The 20319-nt window shown below is 44.8% G+C and carries 16 protein-coding genes; 8 read left to right on the top strand and 8 right to left on the bottom strand.

Going from position 1 to position 20319, the window contains the following annotated elements; all coding sequences use genetic code 11:
- The first annotated feature begins 310 nt into the window (after positions 1 to 310).
- Both M0P91_RS03260 and M0P91_RS03255 read left to right on the top strand, forming a co-directional pair.
- Positions 311 to 2131: a pyruvate kinase gene (locus M0P91_RS03260; protein ID WP_295064439.1), complete on the top strand. Its 1821-nt coding sequence runs from the start codon at positions 311 to 313 to the stop codon at positions 2129 to 2131.
- A gap of 103 nt (positions 2132 to 2234) precedes the next feature.
- Positions 2235 to 2375 carry a hypothetical protein gene (locus tag M0P91_RS03255; RefSeq protein WP_295064436.1) on the top strand — a complete coding sequence of 47 codons (141 nt, stop codon included), beginning with the start codon at positions 2235 to 2237 and terminating at the stop codon, positions 2373 to 2375.
- Between the two features lie 63 nt (positions 2376 to 2438).
- Here the strand turns inward: M0P91_RS03255 and M0P91_RS03250 are convergent, their stop codons facing one another.
- Positions 2439 to 3896 carry a HAMP domain-containing sensor histidine kinase gene (locus M0P91_RS03250; RefSeq protein WP_295064433.1) on the bottom strand — a complete coding sequence of 486 codons (1458 nt, stop codon included), beginning with the start codon at positions 3894 to 3896 and terminating at the stop codon, positions 2439 to 2441.
- Positions 3897 to 4244: 348 nt separating this feature from the next.
- On the opposite strand from M0P91_RS03250, the gene M0P91_RS03245 reads away from it, so the two are divergent.
- Complete coding sequence (locus M0P91_RS03245) at positions 4245 to 4667, top strand: hypothetical protein (RefSeq protein WP_295064430.1); 423 nt, start codon at positions 4245 to 4247, stop codon at positions 4665 to 4667.
- Between the two features lie 129 nt (positions 4668 to 4796).
- On the opposite strand, the gene M0P91_RS03240 is transcribed toward M0P91_RS03245, so the two are convergent.
- Both M0P91_RS03240 and M0P91_RS03235 read right to left on the bottom strand, forming a co-directional pair.
- Positions 4797 to 5519, bottom strand: coding sequence for an NnrU family protein (locus M0P91_RS03240; protein WP_295064427.1), 723 nt, complete (start codon positions 5517 to 5519; stop codon positions 4797 to 4799).
- Between the two features lie 272 nt (positions 5520 to 5791).
- On the bottom strand, positions 5792 to 7249 hold the full coding sequence (locus M0P91_RS03235) for an acetyl-CoA carboxylase biotin carboxylase subunit (RefSeq protein ID WP_295064424.1): 1458 nt from the start codon (positions 7247 to 7249) through the stop codon (positions 5792 to 5794).
- 324 nt (positions 7250 to 7573) lie between these two features.
- Between M0P91_RS03235 and M0P91_RS03230 the strand changes: the two genes are divergently transcribed.
- Positions 7574 to 9199 (top strand): YcaO-like family protein, encoded by a 1626-nt coding sequence (locus tag M0P91_RS03230; protein WP_295064421.1) that lies wholly within the window; start codon positions 7574 to 7576, stop codon positions 9197 to 9199.
- A 22-nt stretch (positions 9200 to 9221) separates the two neighbouring features.
- On the opposite strand, the gene M0P91_RS03225 is transcribed toward M0P91_RS03230, so the two are convergent.
- From M0P91_RS03225 to M0P91_RS03205, 5 genes are all read right to left on the bottom strand, one after another.
- Positions 9222 to 11012 (bottom strand): HD domain-containing phosphohydrolase, encoded by a 1791-nt coding sequence (locus M0P91_RS03225; protein ID WP_295064418.1) that lies wholly within the window; start codon positions 11010 to 11012, stop codon positions 9222 to 9224.
- A 63-nt stretch (positions 11013 to 11075) separates the two neighbouring features.
- Positions 11076 to 12236 carry a hypothetical protein gene (locus M0P91_RS03220; protein WP_295064416.1) on the bottom strand — a complete coding sequence of 387 codons (1161 nt, stop codon included), beginning with the start codon at positions 12234 to 12236 and terminating at the stop codon, positions 11076 to 11078.
- A 108-nt stretch (positions 12237 to 12344) separates the two neighbouring features.
- Positions 12345 to 12926: a hypothetical protein gene (locus M0P91_RS03215; protein ID WP_295064413.1), complete on the bottom strand. Its 582-nt coding sequence runs from the start codon at positions 12924 to 12926 to the stop codon at positions 12345 to 12347.
- Between the two features lie 122 nt (positions 12927 to 13048).
- Positions 13049 to 13837 carry a polysaccharide deacetylase family protein gene (locus M0P91_RS03210; protein WP_295064411.1) on the bottom strand — a complete coding sequence of 263 codons (789 nt, stop codon included), beginning with the start codon at positions 13835 to 13837 and terminating at the stop codon, positions 13049 to 13051.
- 78 nt (positions 13838 to 13915) lie between these two features.
- Positions 13916 to 14257 carry an Hpt domain-containing protein gene (locus M0P91_RS03205; RefSeq protein ID WP_295064408.1) on the bottom strand — a complete coding sequence of 114 codons (342 nt, stop codon included), beginning with the start codon at positions 14255 to 14257 and terminating at the stop codon, positions 13916 to 13918.
- Positions 14258 to 14560: 303 nt separating this feature from the next.
- On the opposite strand from M0P91_RS03205, the gene M0P91_RS03200 reads away from it, so the two are divergent.
- The 4 genes from M0P91_RS03200 to M0P91_RS03185 are packed head-to-tail and all read left to right on the top strand — an operon-like array spanning position 14561 to position 20201.
- Positions 14561 to 16795: an ATP-binding protein gene (locus M0P91_RS03200; protein ID WP_295064405.1), complete on the top strand. Its 2235-nt coding sequence runs from the start codon at positions 14561 to 14563 to the stop codon at positions 16793 to 16795.
- A gap of 54 nt (positions 16796 to 16849) precedes the next feature.
- Entirely contained in the window at positions 16850 to 18190 is a 1341-nt protein-coding gene (locus M0P91_RS03195) for a methyl-accepting chemotaxis protein (RefSeq protein WP_295064402.1), read from the top strand.
- A complete protein-coding gene (locus M0P91_RS03190) occupies positions 18187 to 18558 on the top strand; it encodes a response regulator (RefSeq protein ID WP_295064399.1) in 372 nt (123 codons plus the stop codon). The genes M0P91_RS03195 and M0P91_RS03190 overlap by 4 nt, the downstream gene beginning before the upstream one ends.
- A complete protein-coding gene (locus M0P91_RS03185) occupies positions 18558 to 20201 on the top strand; it encodes a hybrid sensor histidine kinase/response regulator (RefSeq protein ID WP_295064396.1) in 1644 nt (547 codons plus the stop codon). Before M0P91_RS03190 ends, M0P91_RS03185 begins: the two co-directional genes overlap by 1 nt.
- Positions 20202 to 20319 lie beyond the last annotated feature (118 nt).

Here is a 20319-nt window from a genome sequence, read left to right as displayed (position 1 = left end):
GGGGTGCAGGGGACAAATTGTCCCCTGCCACTTTCCGGGCTATGCCCAAAAAGTGCGTAACATCAGTAAGTAACCTCAAGGTAATCCTAAACATTCATAATTCGTGTAGAAAAAAATGAATAACTGAATCTTACGTACCTTGTCTTGACCGGTGAGGGGAGTTAATCTCGCGCATCCGAAAGATGCGGGTAGCTTTAGGGGGTTGTAGGGACATTTGTCCCTGCCACTTTCCGGGCTTTGCCCGAAAAGTGCGTAACATTAGTGATAAATTGATGGTTGGACAGGAGAGATAGTGTTAAACAGAGCTTTAATGGAATCGGCACTCGGAGATATAGAGATACTTCGAAAACATTTGCGAGCGGCACGTGATGAGGTAAACAGCGATTATCCGCGCGCCCAGAGTCTTCTGAATTTGAATCACTATATGCTTTTGCGGCAAGAGGATCGGACCGACCTTCAGGAAAAACTTTTCATGCTTTCACTCTCTTCTTTGGGACGCTCCTATGCCCATGTAGCGGCAAGCATCGATACCCTTTACGATCAGCTCAGCTCTTCACTCGGGAATGAAGAGATCAGTGAAGCGTTAATGGCTGAATTTCGCCATCTCTCCATAGCCGATGCCATCTCAATCGCTTCGAAAAACAGCAAAGCTCTTTTTGGCGGTAAAGCCAGTTCCAAACTCAGTAAACAAATCACTGCGGTTATGGTTACCCTTCCCTCACACGCCGCAGAGAATGATGGGCTACTGATTCGTCAGCTTGCCGATTCGGGGGTTAATGTATTCCGGATTAATACGGCGCATGATGATAGTGCGGTGTGGAGATCGATGGCCGAGGTGATTGCCGCGATCAATACCCAAAGAGATAGGGAAGAGAAGATCAAAATTTTTATTGATTTGGCCGGACCGAAGATACGGACAGGAACAATCCGAGAGGTAGAGATGCCGATCGAAATCGGTAGCAATAAACAGGTAAAAGAGGTAATGATCTATTCAACCGATGCTGCTACCAAAGGGGAGACGACCGACTCGGTGACTCAGGGAAAAATCCCGGCACAGATCGCGGTGGATAAAAAGTTCTTCAAAAAAATCGGAACGGCACACCCTGTCGAAATTATAGATGCGAACCATAAAAAAGCGTTGATAACCCTTAGCGAAGTGAACGAAAGCTACGCCAGAGGAGTGATTAACAAGAAAGTTTTTGTTAATAAAAAAACAAAACTCAAATACGGTGAACATGAAGGAAAAGTTCAAAATTTACAGATGCAGAAAGATCCGATCCGATTGTTTGTAAATGATCGTTTGATCATTACTGAAAATGAGATCGAGGGGAGTTCACCCTTGTTAGACGGTGAGAATAATATTATTCGTCCGGCATTGATTAGCTGCAGTTTAAAAGGGATGCTTTCCTCGCTCAAAGTGGGTGAAAAAATTTTTATCGATGATGGCAAAATCGGGGGTGTCGTCATCGAAAATAATGTCACATCCGTGACTTGCAAGGTCGTTGTCTCCAAACCGAGCGGAACATTGCTTAAAGAAGAAAAAGGGATCAATTTTCCCGATACCTATATCCAAACCTCGGCCCTTACCGCTTTGGACCGTACGAATGCGCTTGAGGTACTGGAGATCGCCGATAGTCTAAGCCTCTCTTTTTGTCAAAGCGCCCAAGATGTTCATGACCTTCAGCGTTTGTTGGAAGAAAACAAAAGAACCGACATTGGCATTATTGCCAAAATCGAGACTCAGCAAGGTGTAGTGAATATGCCGGAAATCCTTAAACAGCTTCTTCAATCGGAAAAAAGCGGTGTCATGATTGCCCGGGGGGACTTGGCCATTGAGGTGGGATTCGAAAATATGGCGTACATGCAAGAGGCGTTGCTCGATATATGCGACGCGGCACATATGCCTGTTATCTGGGCAACTCAGGTTCTGGAAAGCAAAATGAAAAACAATCTTCCCAGCCGTGCCGAAGTGACCGATGCGGCAATGGCAGGACGTGCGGAGTGTGTTATGCTTAACAAAGGGGCTTTTGCTATCGACACGATTGATGTTTTAACCCGTATTTTAAATGATATGCATCTCGTATCGAAAAAAAATAGACAGCTCTTAAAGAAAGAGACCCTTTGGTGTTAAATCCAAGATAGCCCCCTTCTTGACAATATTTTTTACTTTTTAATATCAGAATAAGTGAGTATACCTTAAGATGGGGGTCTACTAAACATGAAAAGGATTAAAAATGGGAAGTAAAGTCAAAAAAATGGTTAAGAAACAAGTGAAGAACCTCCTTAAAAAAGAGTTGAAACAAGAGGTTAAAAAGCAGATAAAGCTTTATAAGAAAAAAGAAAAAGAGGAAAAAGAGGTCGTTATCGCAGAATAAACACCTTTTTGAATGGAGTAAGAGTGATAAAGACGATACCGTTATCTTGGGACGGAGAGGGAGTTACTCTTGCTTTGGAAAAGGGACTTTGATTAAGAAGAGTGCACCGTCATTAAAATTATTGGCTTCTATCGTACCGTTAAATTTTAGTTGGATGATCATTTTTGCGATAAAAAGCCCCAATCCCGTCCCCTGAGACTGGTGTTTGGTCGTAAAATAGGCATCAAACAGATTATCCATAATTTCCGGTGCAAATCCTCCCCCGTTATCGTATAGTGTAATGAGATTGTTTCGGGGATCGGAGATGCATTCGATCGTTATTTTGGTGCTGCCGGCATCTACGGCATTATGCAGGATGATCAGTATGACTTGCTGCATTTCGCTGATAGATCCGTACGCATACGATCTTTCATCCAAACGCAATTCGATGGTTATATTTTTTTTTGCAAACGTATTGCCCACGAGTTGCATTGTCTCCTCTATCGCTCTTTGAATGGAGAATACCTCCATTTTTTTGTTGGATTGGTCATCTTTTAGAAAATCTTTAAAAATATCGATGGTTTTTGACATAAATACGACCTGCATGTGCATGTCGTTAAACACCTTTTGCTGATACTCCCTATCCACTTCGCCCATCATGCTTTTAATGGTTAAATCCGTTATGCACAGCTCAATTATATTAAGGGGTTGTTTCCATTGATGGGCGATATTGTTGATCATGGTTCCCATTTCAATAAAGCGGGACTGTTTCAATAAAATGGCATCTTTGAGTCGGCTGCTTTCTTCTTCTATTTCTCTTTTTCGCATTGCATCGTCAATATTTTGCTGCATTTGAAGAAAGCCGTTAATAATTTCATAAATGACATCGTCTTTGTTGGTGTTGATCGGGTCAAAAATCAGTTTGTCTCCGGGCATATATCCTTTGATTTCCGATGCTATTTTGCTTAAAGGGGTCAGCAGTTGTTTGAGAAGACGCATTTCCAGATAAAAATAAAGGGCCAGTAAAGCGATGAGAAGTACTCCCGCCGAGTAATATTTAACAGAGAGTTTTTTTAGCATCTGGTGCCCGTATGCTATCTCAAGCGTCCCTAAGCTCTTTTGAAATTTACCGTTTTCCGGGCTTTTGACAATGCTTTGATGCAGTAGATAGAATGGATCGTCGGAAGAATAGCTGGGCGAACTGACTTTGGATATCAGTGATCCGTTCTGATCTTTAAATGCGATGTATTCCAGATCGTAGGTAACCAGCATGTTATGTAAAAATTCATCCATCTGCCCATCGGCAGACTCTTTGTTGATAAAATACCACACGGCAACTTTTGCGGATAAGGGTTCCGAGATGATTGCTATGTGCCTCTTTTCGGATTCTCGAAACGTATCATTGACCAATTTATAGATTAATATACCGCTTCCCGCAAATATAATCGTTAGAGCTACTATAACAAATAAAAGCAATTTACGCTGCAGCGAAATGGTAGTAAATGATTTTATAAATTCTTTACGGAGGGTAGAATTATTCATGAATCGATTTTCTTTGAGTGCTTTTGGTTTGATTTGCAACCCATTTTACCAACAGACTACCGTTGTATTGGGATGAATTAAGAGAAGCGGTGCCAAGAGATGAGAATTTTATACAATATTTTTTCATGATGAATCCTTCTGATTGTTTATTGTAGCAAAAACAATTAAAATAGCAAAATGTATATTTTTGTTGTTTTACGTTTTGAACAGAGAACGTAAAAAGACGAACAGCTTCTTTTAACCGGTCGTTTGGAGATAAACTGCCAAACCATTTTCCATCTATACTTTTTTTTTCGATAAAATTTCAATCTTTTTAGCAAAGTGGCAATAGAATTATTAAGGAATTATATGAAAGAGTTAAGCACGATTGATGTAAAGCTCGCATTCGAACACGATATTAAAATGGCGCTGTATACGCTTGAGAGATACAATATTGATGCAAATCTGGCGTTAGTAGCCTGTGCCGATTACGATGTAGATAAAGCGTATCTGATGGAAAGCGTCAGGCAAAGCGATGTTGCAAAAAAAATAAACGATCATTATATCGCCGTTTTATTTACGTTTGTGGATCATACGGGCGCTCAGTATGCGTTGGAAAAATTGGTTGATCACTATCAGCAATACCCTTTGCGAGGAAGTTTAGTCGTATTGAAAAAAGGGGAAACGATTGATGATGTATGCGAACGGTTGGTACGTGTCAACCACTCTGCCCATCAAGACCCCCAAAGAAAAGTATTTCATGAATTTGATTATCCCCTGGCCATGGAGTAGGATAGCAACAGACCGCTCTTGTGTGACTAACTGATGTTACGCACCCCCTGAAGCTACCCGTATCTTTCGGATACGCGAGATTAACTCCCCTTGATGCACTTGCTGGGGCAAGGTGCGTAAGGTCAGTGCCTAAAAAGGGAACAGCATCCCGACACGCTGCTGATATTCTCGATAGGTATTGCCCCATACGGCGATTAAATCCCTCTCCTCATACCGAAGCGCGACAAAAATATAGATACTCAGCGTAACCGAGAGCATGAGATGCGAATAGGACATGGCGGGTGTAAGCCATATTCCGATCAGCACCCCCAATTGGATCGGATGGCGTACAAATCGGTAAAACAGTTTTTCTTTGAACGTCATCGATGGGGCAGGTTTGTCGATTAGATTTAGATAAATTTGCTGCAAACCGAAGAGTTCAAAATGGTTGATGATAAAGGTTGAAAAGAGAGAAAAGAGCCAGCCGAAAATATATCCGGCAGTTAATAGCAGTTGTAGTGTTTCATCCTCTGCCTGCCATAAAAATCCCTCCATCGGCTGCCAATACAGACAAATCAATCCTAATGCCAACCCTGAAAACAGGACATAGGTACTGCGCTCCGAGGCTTCCGGAATGAGTGTTGTCAGATATTTTTTAAATGACGGACGGGCCATGAGGGAGTGTTGCAGCGCAAATACCATCACCAAAGCGAGGTTGATACTAAATGCGGTAGATAAGGGGACGCGATGGTATGTGTTTATGGTGATCGGCATAAACTCCCACTCTCCGAGATACAAAATAAACCAGATCTGTGCGATAAGTGCCACAAGATAAGACCCTATCCCATAGATAAAAATAATTATTTTCGACATGTTACTCTTTTTGAATATAGCTTAAAAGCGGATATCTCTCGTATAGGCGGGGTTCCATTTAAGATGTTGATCTTACGCACCTTGTTTAAACAAGTGCGAAAAAGTTAGTAATTTCCCGTATCCGAAAGATACGGGAAGCTTTAGGGGGTTGTAGGGACTTTAGTCCCTGCCACTTTACGGGCGATGAGCGAAAAGTGCTAATATAAGGCTTGGGCGGAAGAATTCCATCCCGCGCAACCGCTCTGCACGAGGATGGAAAACGAGGGGGAATGTTAGTGACGAACGTTGAGCTTGTTTTTATTAATTGCTTCGATAACCGATGTGATATGTTTCATTTTCGCCTCTTCGTCATCCATGTTGTGGATCGCATCGAGGTTAAAATGCTGTAATTTGGTATCAAGATATCCGGTATCGATTTTACCGTCGATAAAATCCTGATCACGGACGATTTGTCGGTGAAGAGGGATATTGGTCGGAACCCCCTCGATCAAGAACTCATCGAGCGCACGCTTGGCTTTACGGACACAATCTTCCCATGTCAATGCCGAAACGATCAACTTTCCGACCATTGAATCGTAGTTGGAGGGAATTTGATAGTTGGTGTACGCCATAGAGTCCAAACGTACCCCCGGACCGCCCGGTGCAAGGTAGTTGGTGATAAGACCCGGTGATGGGACAAAGCCCAATTTCGGATTCTCCGCATTGATACGGAACTCAATCGCGTATCCGCGAAGGTGAATCTCCTCTTGCATGAATTTAAGCGGGTCGCCTTCGGCAATTTGGATCATCCGTTGAATCAAATCGATTCCTGAGATCGCTTCGGTAACCGGATGTTCAACCTGAACGCGGGTGTTCATTTCGATGAAATAGATATTGTCATCCTGATCAACCAGATACTCGATTGTACCGACGCTTTCGTATCCGAGACGGTACATCGCTTTTTTGGAAATACGGTAAAGCTCACGACGAGTTTCGTGATTCAATAACGGTGATGGAGCAATCTCGATGACCTTCTGGTGGCGGCGCTGGATTGAGCAGTCACGGTCTCCCAAATGGACGATGTTGCCGTATTTGTCTGCTACGATTTGGATCTCAATGTGGCGCGGGTTTTTGAGATATTTTTCAATAAATACTTCACCGCGATTAAAGAAACGCAACGCTTCATTGGTTGCCGATTCGTACATCTCTTTAAAATCGGATGCACGTTCTACGATACGCATACCGCGTCCGCCGCCCCCGAAAGCTGCTTTGATGATGATCGGGAAACCGATGCCGGTTGCAATTTTTTCGGCATCATCGATGTTGTCGATCGGCTCATCCGTACCCGGAAGCATCGGAACACCCACTTCGCGCATGGCCACTTTGGAGGCCATTTTGTCACCGAAAAGGGCAATGTGCTCCGGTTTCGGGCCGACAAAAATAATACCGTTATCGGCACACGCCTGTGCAAACTCGGCACTCTCCGAGAGAAAACCGTATCCCGGATGGATCGCATCACAATCGGCTTTTTTTGCCAGTGAAATAATACGATCATAATCCAGATAGGCAGCAATCGGATCTCCCATGATCGGATAGCACTCATCTGCTTTGCGCACCCATACGCCGTTTACGTCGACTTCTGAAAAAACGACGACACTTTTTATGTTCAGCTCTTTACAAGCACGGATAATTCGCAGTGCAATCTCACCGCGATTGGCAATAAGAAGTTTGGTGATTTTTTTTGTCTTCACATTGTTTCCTTCATTCAGAGAGTACCGTTTCAAAGTGATTTGAGGCGCTCTAATCATCAATTTTCGGTATTTTATCGTAAATCGAAATAAAAACTTCTTAGAGTACATAATAACTTTAGTGCGGGACTTCTGCCTCGAAGAGGCAAGCTTTAGCGCCATAGCGGCTAGCGCAGTGCTTTCCTCAAAGGAGGTTTAAAAGAGAGTTCTGCAAGAACGCTAATGAAATTTTTTTTGGTTATACTTCTTCCATTAGCATCAGCGTATGTGTGTTGGTCCTATCGCTCTGCACCCATTCTAAAATTCCAAACCATGAGAAGTGAAGTTATGAATATTTTATCTAAAAATCTCCCTGTTGAAGATTCCATTGCCGCGATGCAAACCATCTTACGAGAAGTTGGATGCGAAGTGCTCTTTTCAGAGGAAAAACATCCGTTGAACTCCTGTTTCTCGGTTAATCTGGCTTCGGTGGAGGCCCCGAAACATATCTATTCCAACGGGAAAGGGAGCTCTTCGGAAGCTTCGACGGCCAGTGCACTGGGCGAATACATCGAGCGGCTTCAGACCAATAATTTTTTTATCGATTTTTATCTGCCGAATCGCCGCTATTATCCCGATGAGGTGGCTTTTGAGATGGGCGGCGGCTATTTAAATGACGAATTACGTGAAGTATACGATCCAAGCGGTAGCCTCAGCGATGATGATTTGATCGATTTTAACAGCGACTATGAAGATAAGGTTGTTGCGCTGCCGTTTAAGAAACGTTCAACCGGGGAGCAGGTTTATATCCCTCTGAATATTTTGAGCAATCTCTACGTCAGTAACGGATTGGCGACGGGGAATACCGCTCCTGAGGCTCAGGTACAGGCCTTGAGTGAAATTTTTGAGCGCTATGCAAAAATAGAGATTATCAAAAACGGGTATGCTCTTCCGAAATATCCGGACGAAGTGGTCCGATCATTCGAAAAACTCTATCGCGATCTCACGATGCTGCGTGAAGCGGGATACATCGTCGAGGTACTCGATGCCTCATTGGGGGGGAGGTACCCGGTAACGGCGATCTCTTTGATCAATCCCGAAAATTCAACCCTTTTTGTCTCGTTCGGTGCCCATCCGATTTTGGAAGTCTCTCTGGAGCGGACCATGACTGAGTTGATGCAGGGGCGGGGGCTTGAAAATCTCGATGCGTTTGAAGTACCGACATTTGATATGAGTCTGGTTTCGGACAGTTTTAACCTGGAGTCCCACTTTATCGATTCCAACGGCAAACTCGGATTCGGTTTTTTAAGCCGTACCAAAAGTTTTGAATTTGCATCGTGGGAGTATCACGGAGAGGGGAGCGAAGCGGAGTACCTTTATCTGAGTGAAATCGTACGCACCATGGGCAAGGAGATTTATCTGCGCGAATATACCTATCTGGGATTTTACTCGTGTCAAATGATTGTCCCGGGGGTGTCGGAGGTGTATCCGATCGAAGATTTGATCTATAACAATAAAAACTGCGGCAAACTGATCCGGGACATGGTGTTGAATTTCGAGGAGTATGATCCGGAGGATATTCTGGATGCGGTTGAATCGCTGGAGGAGTCGCTGAATATCGAAAAATACATCGGGGTGATTTTCGAAAAGAATTTTACGATGGCCGAATTCAAAGCCCAAATTCATTTGTTGGCGGATAACCGGGAAGAGGCACTGGCACTTCTGGAGTTCGGGACGGATAAGATGGGGTATCTTGTCGCAGAACTGATCCGGATGGATGAGGGGGGATTCTCCATGGATGAGTATGAAGAGGGGCTTTGCAACCTTTTTACACGTTCCAAGGTAGAAAAAGCGCTGCAAATACTGGGAGGGGAAGCATTTTTGATCGATCGGACCCTCCATCGGAATTATGACAATATGTTAGCCCTGTATGATCGGCTGGAGGAAAAAAAACGGGGGATAAGCATCTCCTGACTGACACCTTACACCTTTCCCCTCATTCCCCGTGCTTGTACGTTTTAATGATCTCTTCGAGTTTGCTGATACTGTCGATTTTGTTATCGATCAGATGAATGGTGGTTACCGTGAGGGTGATATCGCTCTTGGCAATACATTCGACGCGGCTCAGAGTGTCGGGAGAAACATCGAGATACTCTTGAGAGAGAATAATAAAGGTATCGCCGAATATCCGATAGATATGGTTATTGCTGAAGCGCTCTTTGAGCAGCGTACTGAATTTTCCGAGTAAAAGATCGCCGTTGGTCCATCCTTGTTGATGGTTATAGGCGATGAGGTTGTTGAGGGTAATGGAGGTTGCATAGCGGTACTCGTAGCTGTGCTGATTGATGTTGAGAATCGATTCGAGTGCCCAGTGATTGTTGACCCCGGTCAGCTGATCTTTGAGGTAATAGGCGAACCGCTCTTCTTCGATCTCTGTTTTCGGAAACTGGTCGTACGCTTCAATCGTGATATGGCGAAGGGCGATAATCGCTACGTCAGCGACGTCGGGATCGAATTGTGACCCTTTGAGCATCTCAATCTCTTTCAGCGCTTCATCCAGACTTTTCCGGGCTTTGTAGATTCGATTGGTGGTCATGGCGTCAAATGCATCGGCAATAATCATAATACGGGAGAGGGGGGGGATCTGATCTTTCGAAAGGGCATTGGGATAGCCGCTACCGTCATAGCGTTCGTGGTGATGGCGCATGATATCGGCGAGTTCCTGATACATACCGACTTTGGAGAGGAGTTCGTAACCGGCGCTGAGATGGTAGTTGATCAACTCTTTTTCGGTAGGGGTCAAAATACCCGGTTTTAAGAGGATGGAATCGGGAATGGCGATTTTACCGACATCGTGCAAAATAGCCGCCTCTTTGATTTTGTTGACAATCTCTTCATCGTGATACATGGCCCGGGCGATGATTTCACAGTAATGGGCTACCCGCTGTGAATGTCCGGCGGTATAGGAGTCGCGTTTATCGATCAGGTCAACGACGAGTGCAATCATGCTTTGGTAGTTTTTGATCTTTTCGAGTTCGGTCGCATGGAGCTGAAGCGATTTTTTTTCGATCATCTTTAGTGCGGCAATGATGGCGGACGTTCCCAGAAACCAAATCAGGAACAACCAACCGAAGGTATGCATCAGGGTATCTTTCATCATTGCATCAAATGCTTTTAGCGGGACGGAGATACCGATTCCTCCGCGTAATCCGCCGATCGTATTTTCGGAGGGATTATGACACTTCAGACAGCTTTGATCGGTGACCATCGGGATCATCATCCGCAGGTATATCCCCTCTTTTTTGTGTTCCAGTTCGTGAAAGTCGCTTTGATTGCGATTGGTCTCAAGATAGCGGAGCGCTTTTTTTTCCCATGGAGTCGCTTTATTGTCGGGATTGATCGGTTTGAGGGAGGTGATCCTTGTTTTTTCTCCATACAACGTCCCGTAATTTTGCATCATCTGTCTTAGAACATAGGAAGAATTCATTAAGGTCAATTGCTTTCCGGAAGGGGTTTGGATATCACGTTCGAGAATATGGGAGAGATAAGGGCTGGCCGGAGTTTGCTGATCGATCGGGACGTAAACCCCTCCATGCGAAATAATCCAGATACGGGTGGCGAGATCTTTATTCAGTGCAGTTTTTGCGGTATTCTTTGCCAGTTCGATAACCTGTCTGGATTGATCGTTCCAGTAAAAGAGGGCGACGGTGAGCATCAATAAACTCCATACCGCCACTCCGATGAAGAGGGAACGACGGTACGAAGTGATTATTGTCTGAACATGCACTGAAGTTCCTTATCAAAATGGTATCACCAGTATAGCCAAAAGAAGATTGAGAATTTCCTTGAGTTATTCGCTCTTTTCGGTCGGTTTAAGCGATTTGACGTTGATCCGGCGCGGCGTACGTTTCGGGGTGGAATCGGCAGGAGAAGATTTGGTAGCATTATTTGAGGGTTTGCTATTTTTGGGAGATTTGTTATCGTAAGGTCTCTTCTCTCCGTAAGGCTTTTTGTCACCGAAAGATTTTTGAGCTTCATAAGGCTTTTTCTCCCCGTTTTCAAAAGATTTTTTCCCTTCATAAGGTTTCTTTTCATACGGTTTTTTGGAATCATACGGTTTTTTTTCATTATTTCCGAAAGATTTCTTAGCGTCATAGGGCTTTTTATTTTCGTACGGTTTTTTCTCTCCGTCAAACGATTTGGGTTTATCGGATTCTGTTTTTTCTTTTCCGAAAAATTTAGGTTTGCTCGAATAGGGGGTTCTGGCCGCTTTTTCGGTATCACTGCGGGGTGTTCCGTCGATATAGTGATTGCGTTCGCGTGTTTTTCCCTCAAAAATCGGCTTGCCGTTTTCATCTTTTCCTACAAAACGGGGTTTGGAATCTTTATTTTTCCAATTGTCCGGTTTTTTATCGTCGCGTGTACCGGAGAAAGGTTTTTTAGCAGGACGGTTTTCGTCCCGGTTTCCCCGATCGTCACGTTTGAAATCGGAACGCGGTTTTGAATCCCGTTTTGGTTGAGCATCCCGTTTCGCATTTTGCTCATCGCGTTCGGCACGTCGTGCTTTTGCCTCCTCTTTGCTCTTTTGTTCTACCGCGATACCGAAATCGGGCTCAAAACCGGCAACAGCCTCTTGAATTATCGTACGTCCGACGAGGGTTTCGATGGGGTAGAGCGATTTTTGGTCTTCCGCTGAAAGGAGGATAAGGGCATATTCTTGTGCACGTGCAAAGCGGGACATGTAAATGATCGCTTTATCGGGGAGATCGTAGCTGATTAGAACATCGCATTTGAGATCGGGCGATTGGGAGAGTGTTTCATCACTCGATAGGGTGATGTTGTCGTTGTGCGACAGGTGAATTCGTGCCGGATCGTTTGCCGTGACGATCAGGATCGATTTGCCGTGGTACCGGGTAATAAGGTGGTTTAAAAGCTCGTTTTTACGTGCTGCGTTACAAGGGTGGATACGGTGATTTTGGCGTTTAAGCGCGGGGGTTGCTGATGATGGCATGGGTAGTCCTTTGGTAAATGCCATTATAGCGTAGTGAGGCTAATTATCACCACATCTCCATGAACCAAAGGCGGGATTGGTCTCCCGGCGCAAGAGCGGGGGATCAGTTTACGATTTTTCTTTGAAGTAGCGTCCGTCGGTCGTAAAGAGTTTGAGGATTTTATGGTATTCGGCGTATGCTTGCTTATACAGATGGCGGGTCTGATTATTCATTTCGTAGAGTTCCGTAGCGCTCATTCCCGTTTCCAGCGCATTTTTAAGGAGTTTTGTCCGTCGCAGATAGGTAAAAGCCAGATTCGGAAAGTGTTCATGAATTTTTTCCCGAATGATTGCGGCATCATTGGGATTGTCAATCATATTGGCAAAAACAAGAATAGTCTTTTCACGAAAGTTTTTGATCAGGATGAGGCTTTTCATGATGGAGTTGAGATCATTGGTGGTCGGGAGGATAATAATATCCGACTCCCGTAGTATCTCATCCGAATTTTTGTCCACAAAACCGCCGAAATCATAAACGGTATCGGGATAGAGGGGGATGTTGTTGGGGTAATAACGGGCATTTTTGTATTTATTTAAAGTGACGGACATATCGTTGGTTGCGTATCGGTAACCGAGATCTTTTGCCAGTGAAAATGCCAAAGAGGTTTTACCGACGCCCCCTTTTGTCGATGCAATAGAGATGATTGCCATGAGTACCTTCGGAAATTTTTTCCGTATCGTAGCATAAAGAAGATTTTGTCGTCAAAAAATCGGCAAAATCTAGCCCCTGCAGGAGCGATTTTTTGAGAAGAGTTCGAGCAGATGCTGCTTTTTTAGCGATACGCGGCGATCCCCATCAGCTGAGAGAGGGTGACAAAGGTATACCCCTCTTGTTGAAGTTTTTCGATGATTTCGGGTAAAGCTTCTGCGGTAGGGTGATTGGAACGGCCGCTGTGCATCAAGATAATATCGCCGGGGCGGATATGGGTAAGGACATTCTCGACAATCGGATCTTTCTCTTTGATCGCCCAGTCGAGTGAATCGAGAGACCATAATACGGCAGTGAATCCATGGGTATTGATGGTGCGGACGACCGATGCGTTGATCGAACCGTATGGGGGGCGGATGAGAAGGGGATAATGGCCGGTGAGCTCCTGAATTCTCGAACTGGAGGCATTGAGCTCCTGAAATACCTCTTCGTCGCTGAGTTTCGTGAAACGCGGATGGGTAAAACTATGGTTTAATACCAGATGCCCCTCTCTGGATGCCCGTTGGACCGTTGTGGCATTGATATCCGTCATCGGTGAGCCGATCATGAAAAAGGTTGCTTGGACTTTGTGCTCTTGTAAAACGTCCAGAACTTCGTTGGTGACGTTTTCATCCGGTGAATCATCGAAGGTGAGGGCGATGGTTTTACGTTCGGGATTGCCGTTGACGATGACGTCGGAATAGGTACCGTTTTGGATAGGGGTAATCGTATCGGCACGCCAGACATCGAGAAAACGGGTGAGATTGGCATCAAGTATCGGTGAAGCCCCCCGAATATCATAAATCGTGCGGGTATCGCCGAAGAGAAGGGAGTGAAAGAGAAGGAGGAAAAGGAAAAAAAAAGAGGTGTTCATAGGGTCCGTCTCGCTATAAGATAGGGGTTGAAATGTGCGCCATTATATCCAAAAGGGCACTTTGTTTAAACGCAAGCTTTAATCCCCTTCTTTTCCTCGGTAATCGATTTCGATAGCTTTGATCATATCGGCCAGTTTGCCGTAAGCGGCGTCATAATCATACGGTGTATTGTTTCTGCCGGCTTTTTCGACCTCCAGTGCATAGGTGTAAAGTTCTGTGAGGTGCAGAGTCCCGGCACTCCCTTTGATACTGTGTGCCGCTTTATATAGGGCTTCATAATCGGACAGGGCAATCGCATTGCTCAGGGCATCGAGCCCTTTTTTGGCACTTTTGAAAAACATGGCAACAATTTTGGTGACCTCTTCGGGAGTAAAGTCAAATTCATCTGCAAGGGTTTGCACATCGATTGTATCCGGCATCGGTTCTCCTTGAATAGGGAAGTTGACTGCATAAAGATTATGGTATCATAAAGGTGATGTGTTATCAACATCTATACTGATGTTATGCACATTAGGAACAAAGTCCCTAATGTGGCAGGGACAGATGTCCCTACAACCGCCAAAACAAGCGAAGCGCTCCCAAAGGGATGTTTCCTGAAACGCTACCCGCATCTTTCGGAGACGGGAGAGTAACTGATCTTTAATTGCACTTTTCGCTCATAGCTCGTATAGTACGTAACATCAGATCTATATTTTGAAAACCGTTTTAAAGAGGGGTGTCAAATGTTTGAACTTTTTGAAAAAATACCGATTGCCTTACGATTTTTTGGAATCGGGTTCCTCTTTACTCTAATCTTTCTCGGCCATATTCTGTTTGATCTGGGGGATCAGCTCATGGACGAAAAACAGAATTTGCAAATGAGATTGAACGGTTTGAAATATCTCGAAGAGACCAATGCCGAGATCGCCTTGTTTCAGCAAATACGGGGGCTTACGAACCTCTATCTGGAGGGTGATACTACGGTTTTGGGGCAAATTAAAGCCTCTCAGAGAGAGGTACGAAAAAGTTTTGCGATCCTCAGTACCCTTGAGCATCCCCATGATGCCTACAACTGTAACGAAAAACTGGATATTATCCGTCACCGTTTTGATTTTTTGGAGGAGAAGTTTGAGCGTGCACATCGGTTTGGCGCGAGTGAAGAAGAGAGAAAAAAGGTGTTCGAAGGGTATTCGGAAATTATTGAAAAGCTCCTTTATTTTAATTCCTACATTGCGGTAACGTACAATATCGGTGAAAGCGGGGATTGGCATCTTTTTGTCCTCTCTGAGTTTCTCTCCGAACGGATACCGATGTCGATCGAGGTGTTGGGAAAGCTCAGAGCGATTATTTCGGGGGGGATACAACACGGGCACATTACCCCCGCAGAGAGAGACCAGAGTCAATTTTACATTCGACTGCTCAATCATAACCGAAGTGTCATCCAATCCAAACTGGTTCATATTTTTGAACACGATATCCGGATGAAAAATTCTCTCGAACCTTTTTCGGATGCCACTATCAAGGCCAATAAAAAACTACTCACCGATATCGAATCGTATCTTGCCGATCCCGATTCGATTAAGGTGGACGGTAAAACTTTTTTCTCCATGGCAACAGAGAATATGGAAAGCGGATTCTATTTTCTCTCTGCCATTCATATGAATCTCGAAATGAAAATCCGCGAACATGCCCAGATCCGTTTGCACGCCCTGTGGTTTAAAATTTATTTTGAGTGTGCGATCCTTTTGGGCGGTCTTTTTACGTTTTGGCTTTTTTATCTCTCCAGTATGGGGCATATCCGAAAGATTGAAAATGCTGAAAAAGCGAAAGCGGTATTTTTATCCCATATGAGCCATGAAATCCGCACTCCGTTGAACGCTATTTTGGGTTTTATCGGAATTTTGAAAGAAAAAACGAAAGAGGGGGAAAATCTTACCTACATTGATACGATTCAGCAAAGTTCAACTCTGTTGCTGAGTATTATCAACGATATCCTCGATTTGAGTAAAATTGAAAACGGAAAGCTCTCGATAACGTTGGTTCCGTTTCAGCCTCGCCCCGAGTTTACCCCCATCATCTCGATCTATAAAGCCAAAGCCAACGAAAAAGGGATCGAATTTCACTCCCGTATCGATGGGGAGGTTCCCAAATGTATCACCTCCGATCCGATTCGTCTGAAGCAGATCCTCAGCAATCTCCTCTCCAATGCGATCAAATTTACACCCGAAAACGGCGTTGTTTCACTGAATATCGGGTATGAAGAGGAGAGTCGGATATTGACGCTTGATGTCATCGATAACGGGATCGGCGTCCCCTTGTCCAAACAAAAAAAAATATTTGAATCGTTTATTCAGGCGGAAGAGTCAACGACGCGCAATTACGGAGGGACCGGACTGGGGCTCGCGATTTGCTCCAAACTCGTTTCAATGTTAAACGGGGAGATCGGATTGGAGAGCGAAGAGGCGAAGGGATCAAAATTTTCGGTGAGAATACCGATCCCTCCGTGCGCCACCTGTGTCCTCGAATACAATCCTGAGATACAGTTTCATCCCGCCAACGCACCTTCGGCGTCTCCCTGTGAGAGTTGTTTTCAGGGGAGCGTTCTGCTGGTGGAAGACAATGAAACGAATCAGATGTATATGGAGATCCTCCTTGAAAAGATGGGTCTGACGTATGAAATCGCCAAGGACGGAGTCGAAGCGGTCGAACATTTCAAAACAAACCGCTACGATATCATTCTAATGGATGAAAACATGCCGCGAATGAACGGATTGGAAGCGGCGAAAGTGATTTTACAGACGGAGCGGGACGAAAACCGTCCCCATACACCGATCATTGCCGTTACGGCAAATGCCCTTCAGGGGGATAGGGAGATTTTTATTGAAGCGGGGATGGACGGCTATCTGACGAAGCCGGTGGATAAAGGAGCCCTGATCGGGGTGTTCGAACACTATCTAAAAAAAGAAAATTTAATATAATACCCGATAAAATCATCTTACCTAAATAGTAGGCCAGTGGAGGAGAATTAATAGATGTTTTTTAATAAAGAAAAAGTTGCCATGCAACAAGAGATCGATTCGCTTAGAAAGGAGCTGATGGAACGGGGTAAGGAGGTTGCTTTTTATAAAGAAGCCGCCCTGGTATCGATGGATGAAGGTCTCATTATTATGGACAACCGGAAAAATATCGTTTTTGCCAATACGAAAGCGCGTGAGCATGAAGGGCAATTTTACATCCTTTCCGCCGAACTCCTCAAAAATAATTCGACGATTGCTCTGGAAGGGTGCAGCGCCAAAGTGGAACGTCGAAATTTTTTCGTGGAAAATGAGAACTACACGGCCTATACGATGATGAAAACCGATGTTCGCAACGGGCAGGAGAGCCGTTTGCTTTCCATGCATCAGTCATCGATTAAAACCGCATTTCAGGAGACCCAAAAAACATTTGCCAGACTTTTGGAAAATCTGAAAAGTATGAAAAATGACACGATCGTGACCTCGAATGAGTCGACGGAGGGGTTACAGCTGATCCAGCGTTCGGCCACCGATATGGAAGTGCTGGCAACCCATATGTCCCATGCGGTCGATTCAACCTATTCGTTGAGTGAGCGGAGCCGCGAAATCGCATCGGTTATCACCCTCATCGAAGATATCGCCGATCAAACCAATCTGTTGGCCCTGAATGCGGCTATCGAAGCGGCGCGGGCAGGGGTGCATGGACGGGGGTTTGCCGTTGTCGCCGATGAGGTGCGCAATCTGGCCGAAAAAACCCAAAAAGCGACGAAAGAGATTACCATAGTCGTTCAGTCGATGCAAGAAGAGACGAGTCAGATCCAATCCAATACCGGAGATATCAGTACGATTGTCACCGATACCAAAGAGGTGATTGACCGGCTCAAAACCAAGGTGACCGAATTTCAGCGTAATGCAAACCGTGCGGCATACGAAGTGGAATACATCAGTGACGAGATTTTCGGCGCACTGGCGAAAATCGATCACGTGGTTTACAAAAACAATCTGTATGCTATGATTTTTGGCGAAGCGCATGAGTTTAAATCGATCAGCCATCATGAATGTCGACTGGGAAATTGGTACGAACGGGGGATCGGCAAAGAGGAGTTCAGCCAGTGCAAATCGTATTCGAAACTGGAATCTCCCCATGCCATCGTCCATACTCAGGCCAATCTTCTGGCGGAACAGTGCGGTTCGGATAAAGCGATGTGTTCGAAAGCCGAGATCGAAGCCATGGTGGATAAGATCGAAGAGGCGAGTAACGGAGTGTTTAAAACACTGGACGTTTTGTTGGAAGAGAAAGCGCAAATGATGATGAACGAAGCCAAAGTGAAACTTTTTGACCTCAAAGGATTAAAATGAAAACGGTTGCCATAATTGACGATGAACGCGAAATTCTTACGTTATTGGAAAAATTTCTGATGAAAACGGGAAAATACAAAGTGCAGACGTTTACCGATCCGGTACATGCCCTTAGAGTATTATCGGGAAATTTCGAGGTGGATGTCGTCCTCTTGGATATTATGATGCCGCAGATGGACGGTATCGAATTTCTCGAAAAATTCAAAGCGACCGACAATCCTGCCGAAGTGATTATGATGACGGCCTATTCGACGTTGGAGAGGGTGCTGAAAAGCCATAAATACGGTGCGAAACAGTATGTCACGAAGCCTTTTGCTTCCCTGCACGAGATCGATGAGAAGATAACCCTGGTTCTAAATAATCGTTAATGAAACCGAAAATTCTGATCGTCGATGATCTGGAGGAGACACGGTTTGCTGCCGTGGCGATTTTACGGCGAAACGGCGATTATGAATTCTTTGAAGCCGAAAATGGACAGGAAGGGGTTGAGATCGCCTTTAAAGAGCTTCCCCACCTGATTTTGATGGATGCGTTGATGCCGGTCATGGACGGTTTTGAAGCGATTAGAATCCTCCGAAACGATCCTCGGACGAATGAAATCCCCATTCTGATGGTCAGTGCCCTCAGTACCCATGATGAGAAGGTCAAAGCGCTTACCTCGGGGATCAGCGATTTTATTGCCAAACCGTTTGATAAGACGGAACTGGTTATCCGGGTGAACTCCCAACTGAACCTCTATCTCAATTACCTCCGTAAAGAAGAGGAGTTAAGCCAGCTGAACAATGTGCTGGAACGCAAAGTAGAAGAGAGAACCCGTGCGCTTCAGATCAAAGAGAGATATACCCGCGCAATTTTGGATTCGACCCCCGATTTGATCTGTGTTTTCAACAGCATAGGGGAGATTTCAGATACCAATCAGGCCTGGTGCGACTTTTTTGCCCCTCTATGTCTCACCTTTCCCCTTAAAAACGATTTTACTTTTTTGATCCCCTTTGTCCCTGAGTTAAATGATAGCCATTTCTTAAATGCCTATAATCCCTCCCAATGGTTTGCAATGCTTTTGGGAAGTAAAGAGCGAAGTTACAAGCTCAAAGTTATCCGTGATAACCGGTACTATCTATTCAGTATGAGTGCGCGTAACATGCTGCACCATGATGACTGGCTTGTGGATCGCCGTAATAGCGAAGAGCGCTATATCGTTATCCTCAATGATATTTCAGAGCTTGAACGGATACGTGAAGAGCGTGAAGGGCAGATCAAACTCGCTTCGATCGGAAAACTGGCTGCGGGGATCACCCATGAAATCAACACGCCGCTGACCTATATCAAAGGGAATGTCGAACTGATGCGAATGGAGCTGGATACGATCGGTGATTCTCCGTCCAAATCGGAATTATTGGAGAATATGGAGAGCATCGAGGAGGGGCTGCGCCGAATCGGCAATATTATCGATGCAACACGGGAATTCACCAAAAAAGGGTCGGGAAACAAAGAGGTCAGCAATCTTTTCTCGACGCTGATCTACGCGGCCCGCATGGTTTACAATCGGACGAAACATCTCTCCCCCATCTATGTCAACGGCGTTGTGTTTGATCTGGATCTTGCCTGCGATGCGTACACGTATGATGTTCTGGCCATCAAAGAGAAACTGGAGCAGGTCTGGATTATTATCCTCAATAACGCTTCAGACGAATTTCTAAACTGCAAAAAGCCTTTTGACCAACGGTGGATAAAAATCAATATCGCCCTTAATGGGGGAAATATTGAAATCGCTTTTCACGATAACGCCAGAGGGATCGATGAAAATATCCTCCCGACCATTTTCGAACCGTTCGTCAGCTCTAAAACCTATTCGGGGATGGGAATCGGTCTGAATATCGCCCAATCGATTGTTCACGAACACGGAGGGACCATCACGGCAAATAATGATGACGAAGGTGCCGTCTTTACGGTGATACTGCCGCTGTACCGGCGTGAAAAGCCACTAGGGGATGATAGACGACTTTTTTAACGCTCCTCCCTAGAAAAATCGGCTTACAAACCTCTACGATATTTTGTTATTCCCAATAAAATTATTTTGGTATCGGAGATTTTATAATACCGTCTATCTTTAACTGTATATACGCATT

It is taken from the genome of Sulfuricurvum sp., from assembly GCF_023229695.1.
Taxonomy (GTDB): domain Bacteria; phylum Campylobacterota; class Campylobacteria; order Campylobacterales; family Sulfurimonadaceae; genus Sulfuricurvum.
The sequence above is the reverse complement of the archived record's forward strand: the minus strand, read 5'-3'. Positions and strand labels throughout refer to the sequence as shown.

Coding starts and splice junctions, on each gene's coding strand:
- M0P91_RS03260 (WP_295064439.1), top strand. CDS start 311: ATGGAATCGGCACTCGGAGATATAGAGATACTTCGAAAACATTTGCGA.
- M0P91_RS03255 (WP_295064436.1), top strand. CDS start 2,235: ATGGGAAGTAAAGTCAAAAAAATGGTTAAGAAACAAGTGAAGAACCTC.
- M0P91_RS03250 (WP_295064433.1), bottom strand. CDS start 3,896: ATGAATAATTCTACCCTCCGTAAAGAATTTATAAAATCATTTACTACC.
- M0P91_RS03245 (WP_295064430.1), top strand. CDS start 4,245: ATGAAAGAGTTAAGCACGATTGATGTAAAGCTCGCATTCGAACACGAT.
- M0P91_RS03240 (WP_295064427.1), bottom strand. CDS start 5,519: ATGTCGAAAATAATTATTTTTATCTATGGGATAGGGTCTTATCTTGTG.
- M0P91_RS03230 (WP_295064421.1), top strand. CDS start 7,574: ATGAATATTTTATCTAAAAATCTCCCTGTTGAAGATTCCATTGCCGCG.
- M0P91_RS03220 (WP_295064416.1), bottom strand. CDS start 12,236: ATGCCATCATCAGCAACCCCCGCGCTTAAACGCCAAAATCACCGTATC.
- M0P91_RS03215 (WP_295064413.1), bottom strand. CDS start 12,926: ATGGCAATCATCTCTATTGCATCGACAAAAGGGGGCGTCGGTAAAACC.
- M0P91_RS03210 (WP_295064411.1), bottom strand. CDS start 13,837: ATGAACACCTCTTTTTTTTTCCTTTTCCTCCTTCTCTTTCACTCCCTT.
- M0P91_RS03205 (WP_295064408.1), bottom strand. CDS start 14,257: ATGCCGGATACAATCGATGTGCAAACCCTTGCAGATGAATTTGACTTT.
- M0P91_RS03200 (WP_295064405.1), top strand. CDS start 14,561: ATGTTTGAACTTTTTGAAAAAATACCGATTGCCTTACGATTTTTTGGA.
- M0P91_RS03195 (WP_295064402.1), top strand. CDS start 16,850: ATGTTTTTTAATAAAGAAAAAGTTGCCATGCAACAAGAGATCGATTCG.
- M0P91_RS03190 (WP_295064399.1), top strand. CDS start 18,187: ATGAAAACGGTTGCCATAATTGACGATGAACGCGAAATTCTTACGTTA.
- M0P91_RS03185 (WP_295064396.1), top strand. CDS start 18,558: ATGAAACCGAAAATTCTGATCGTCGATGATCTGGAGGAGACACGGTTT.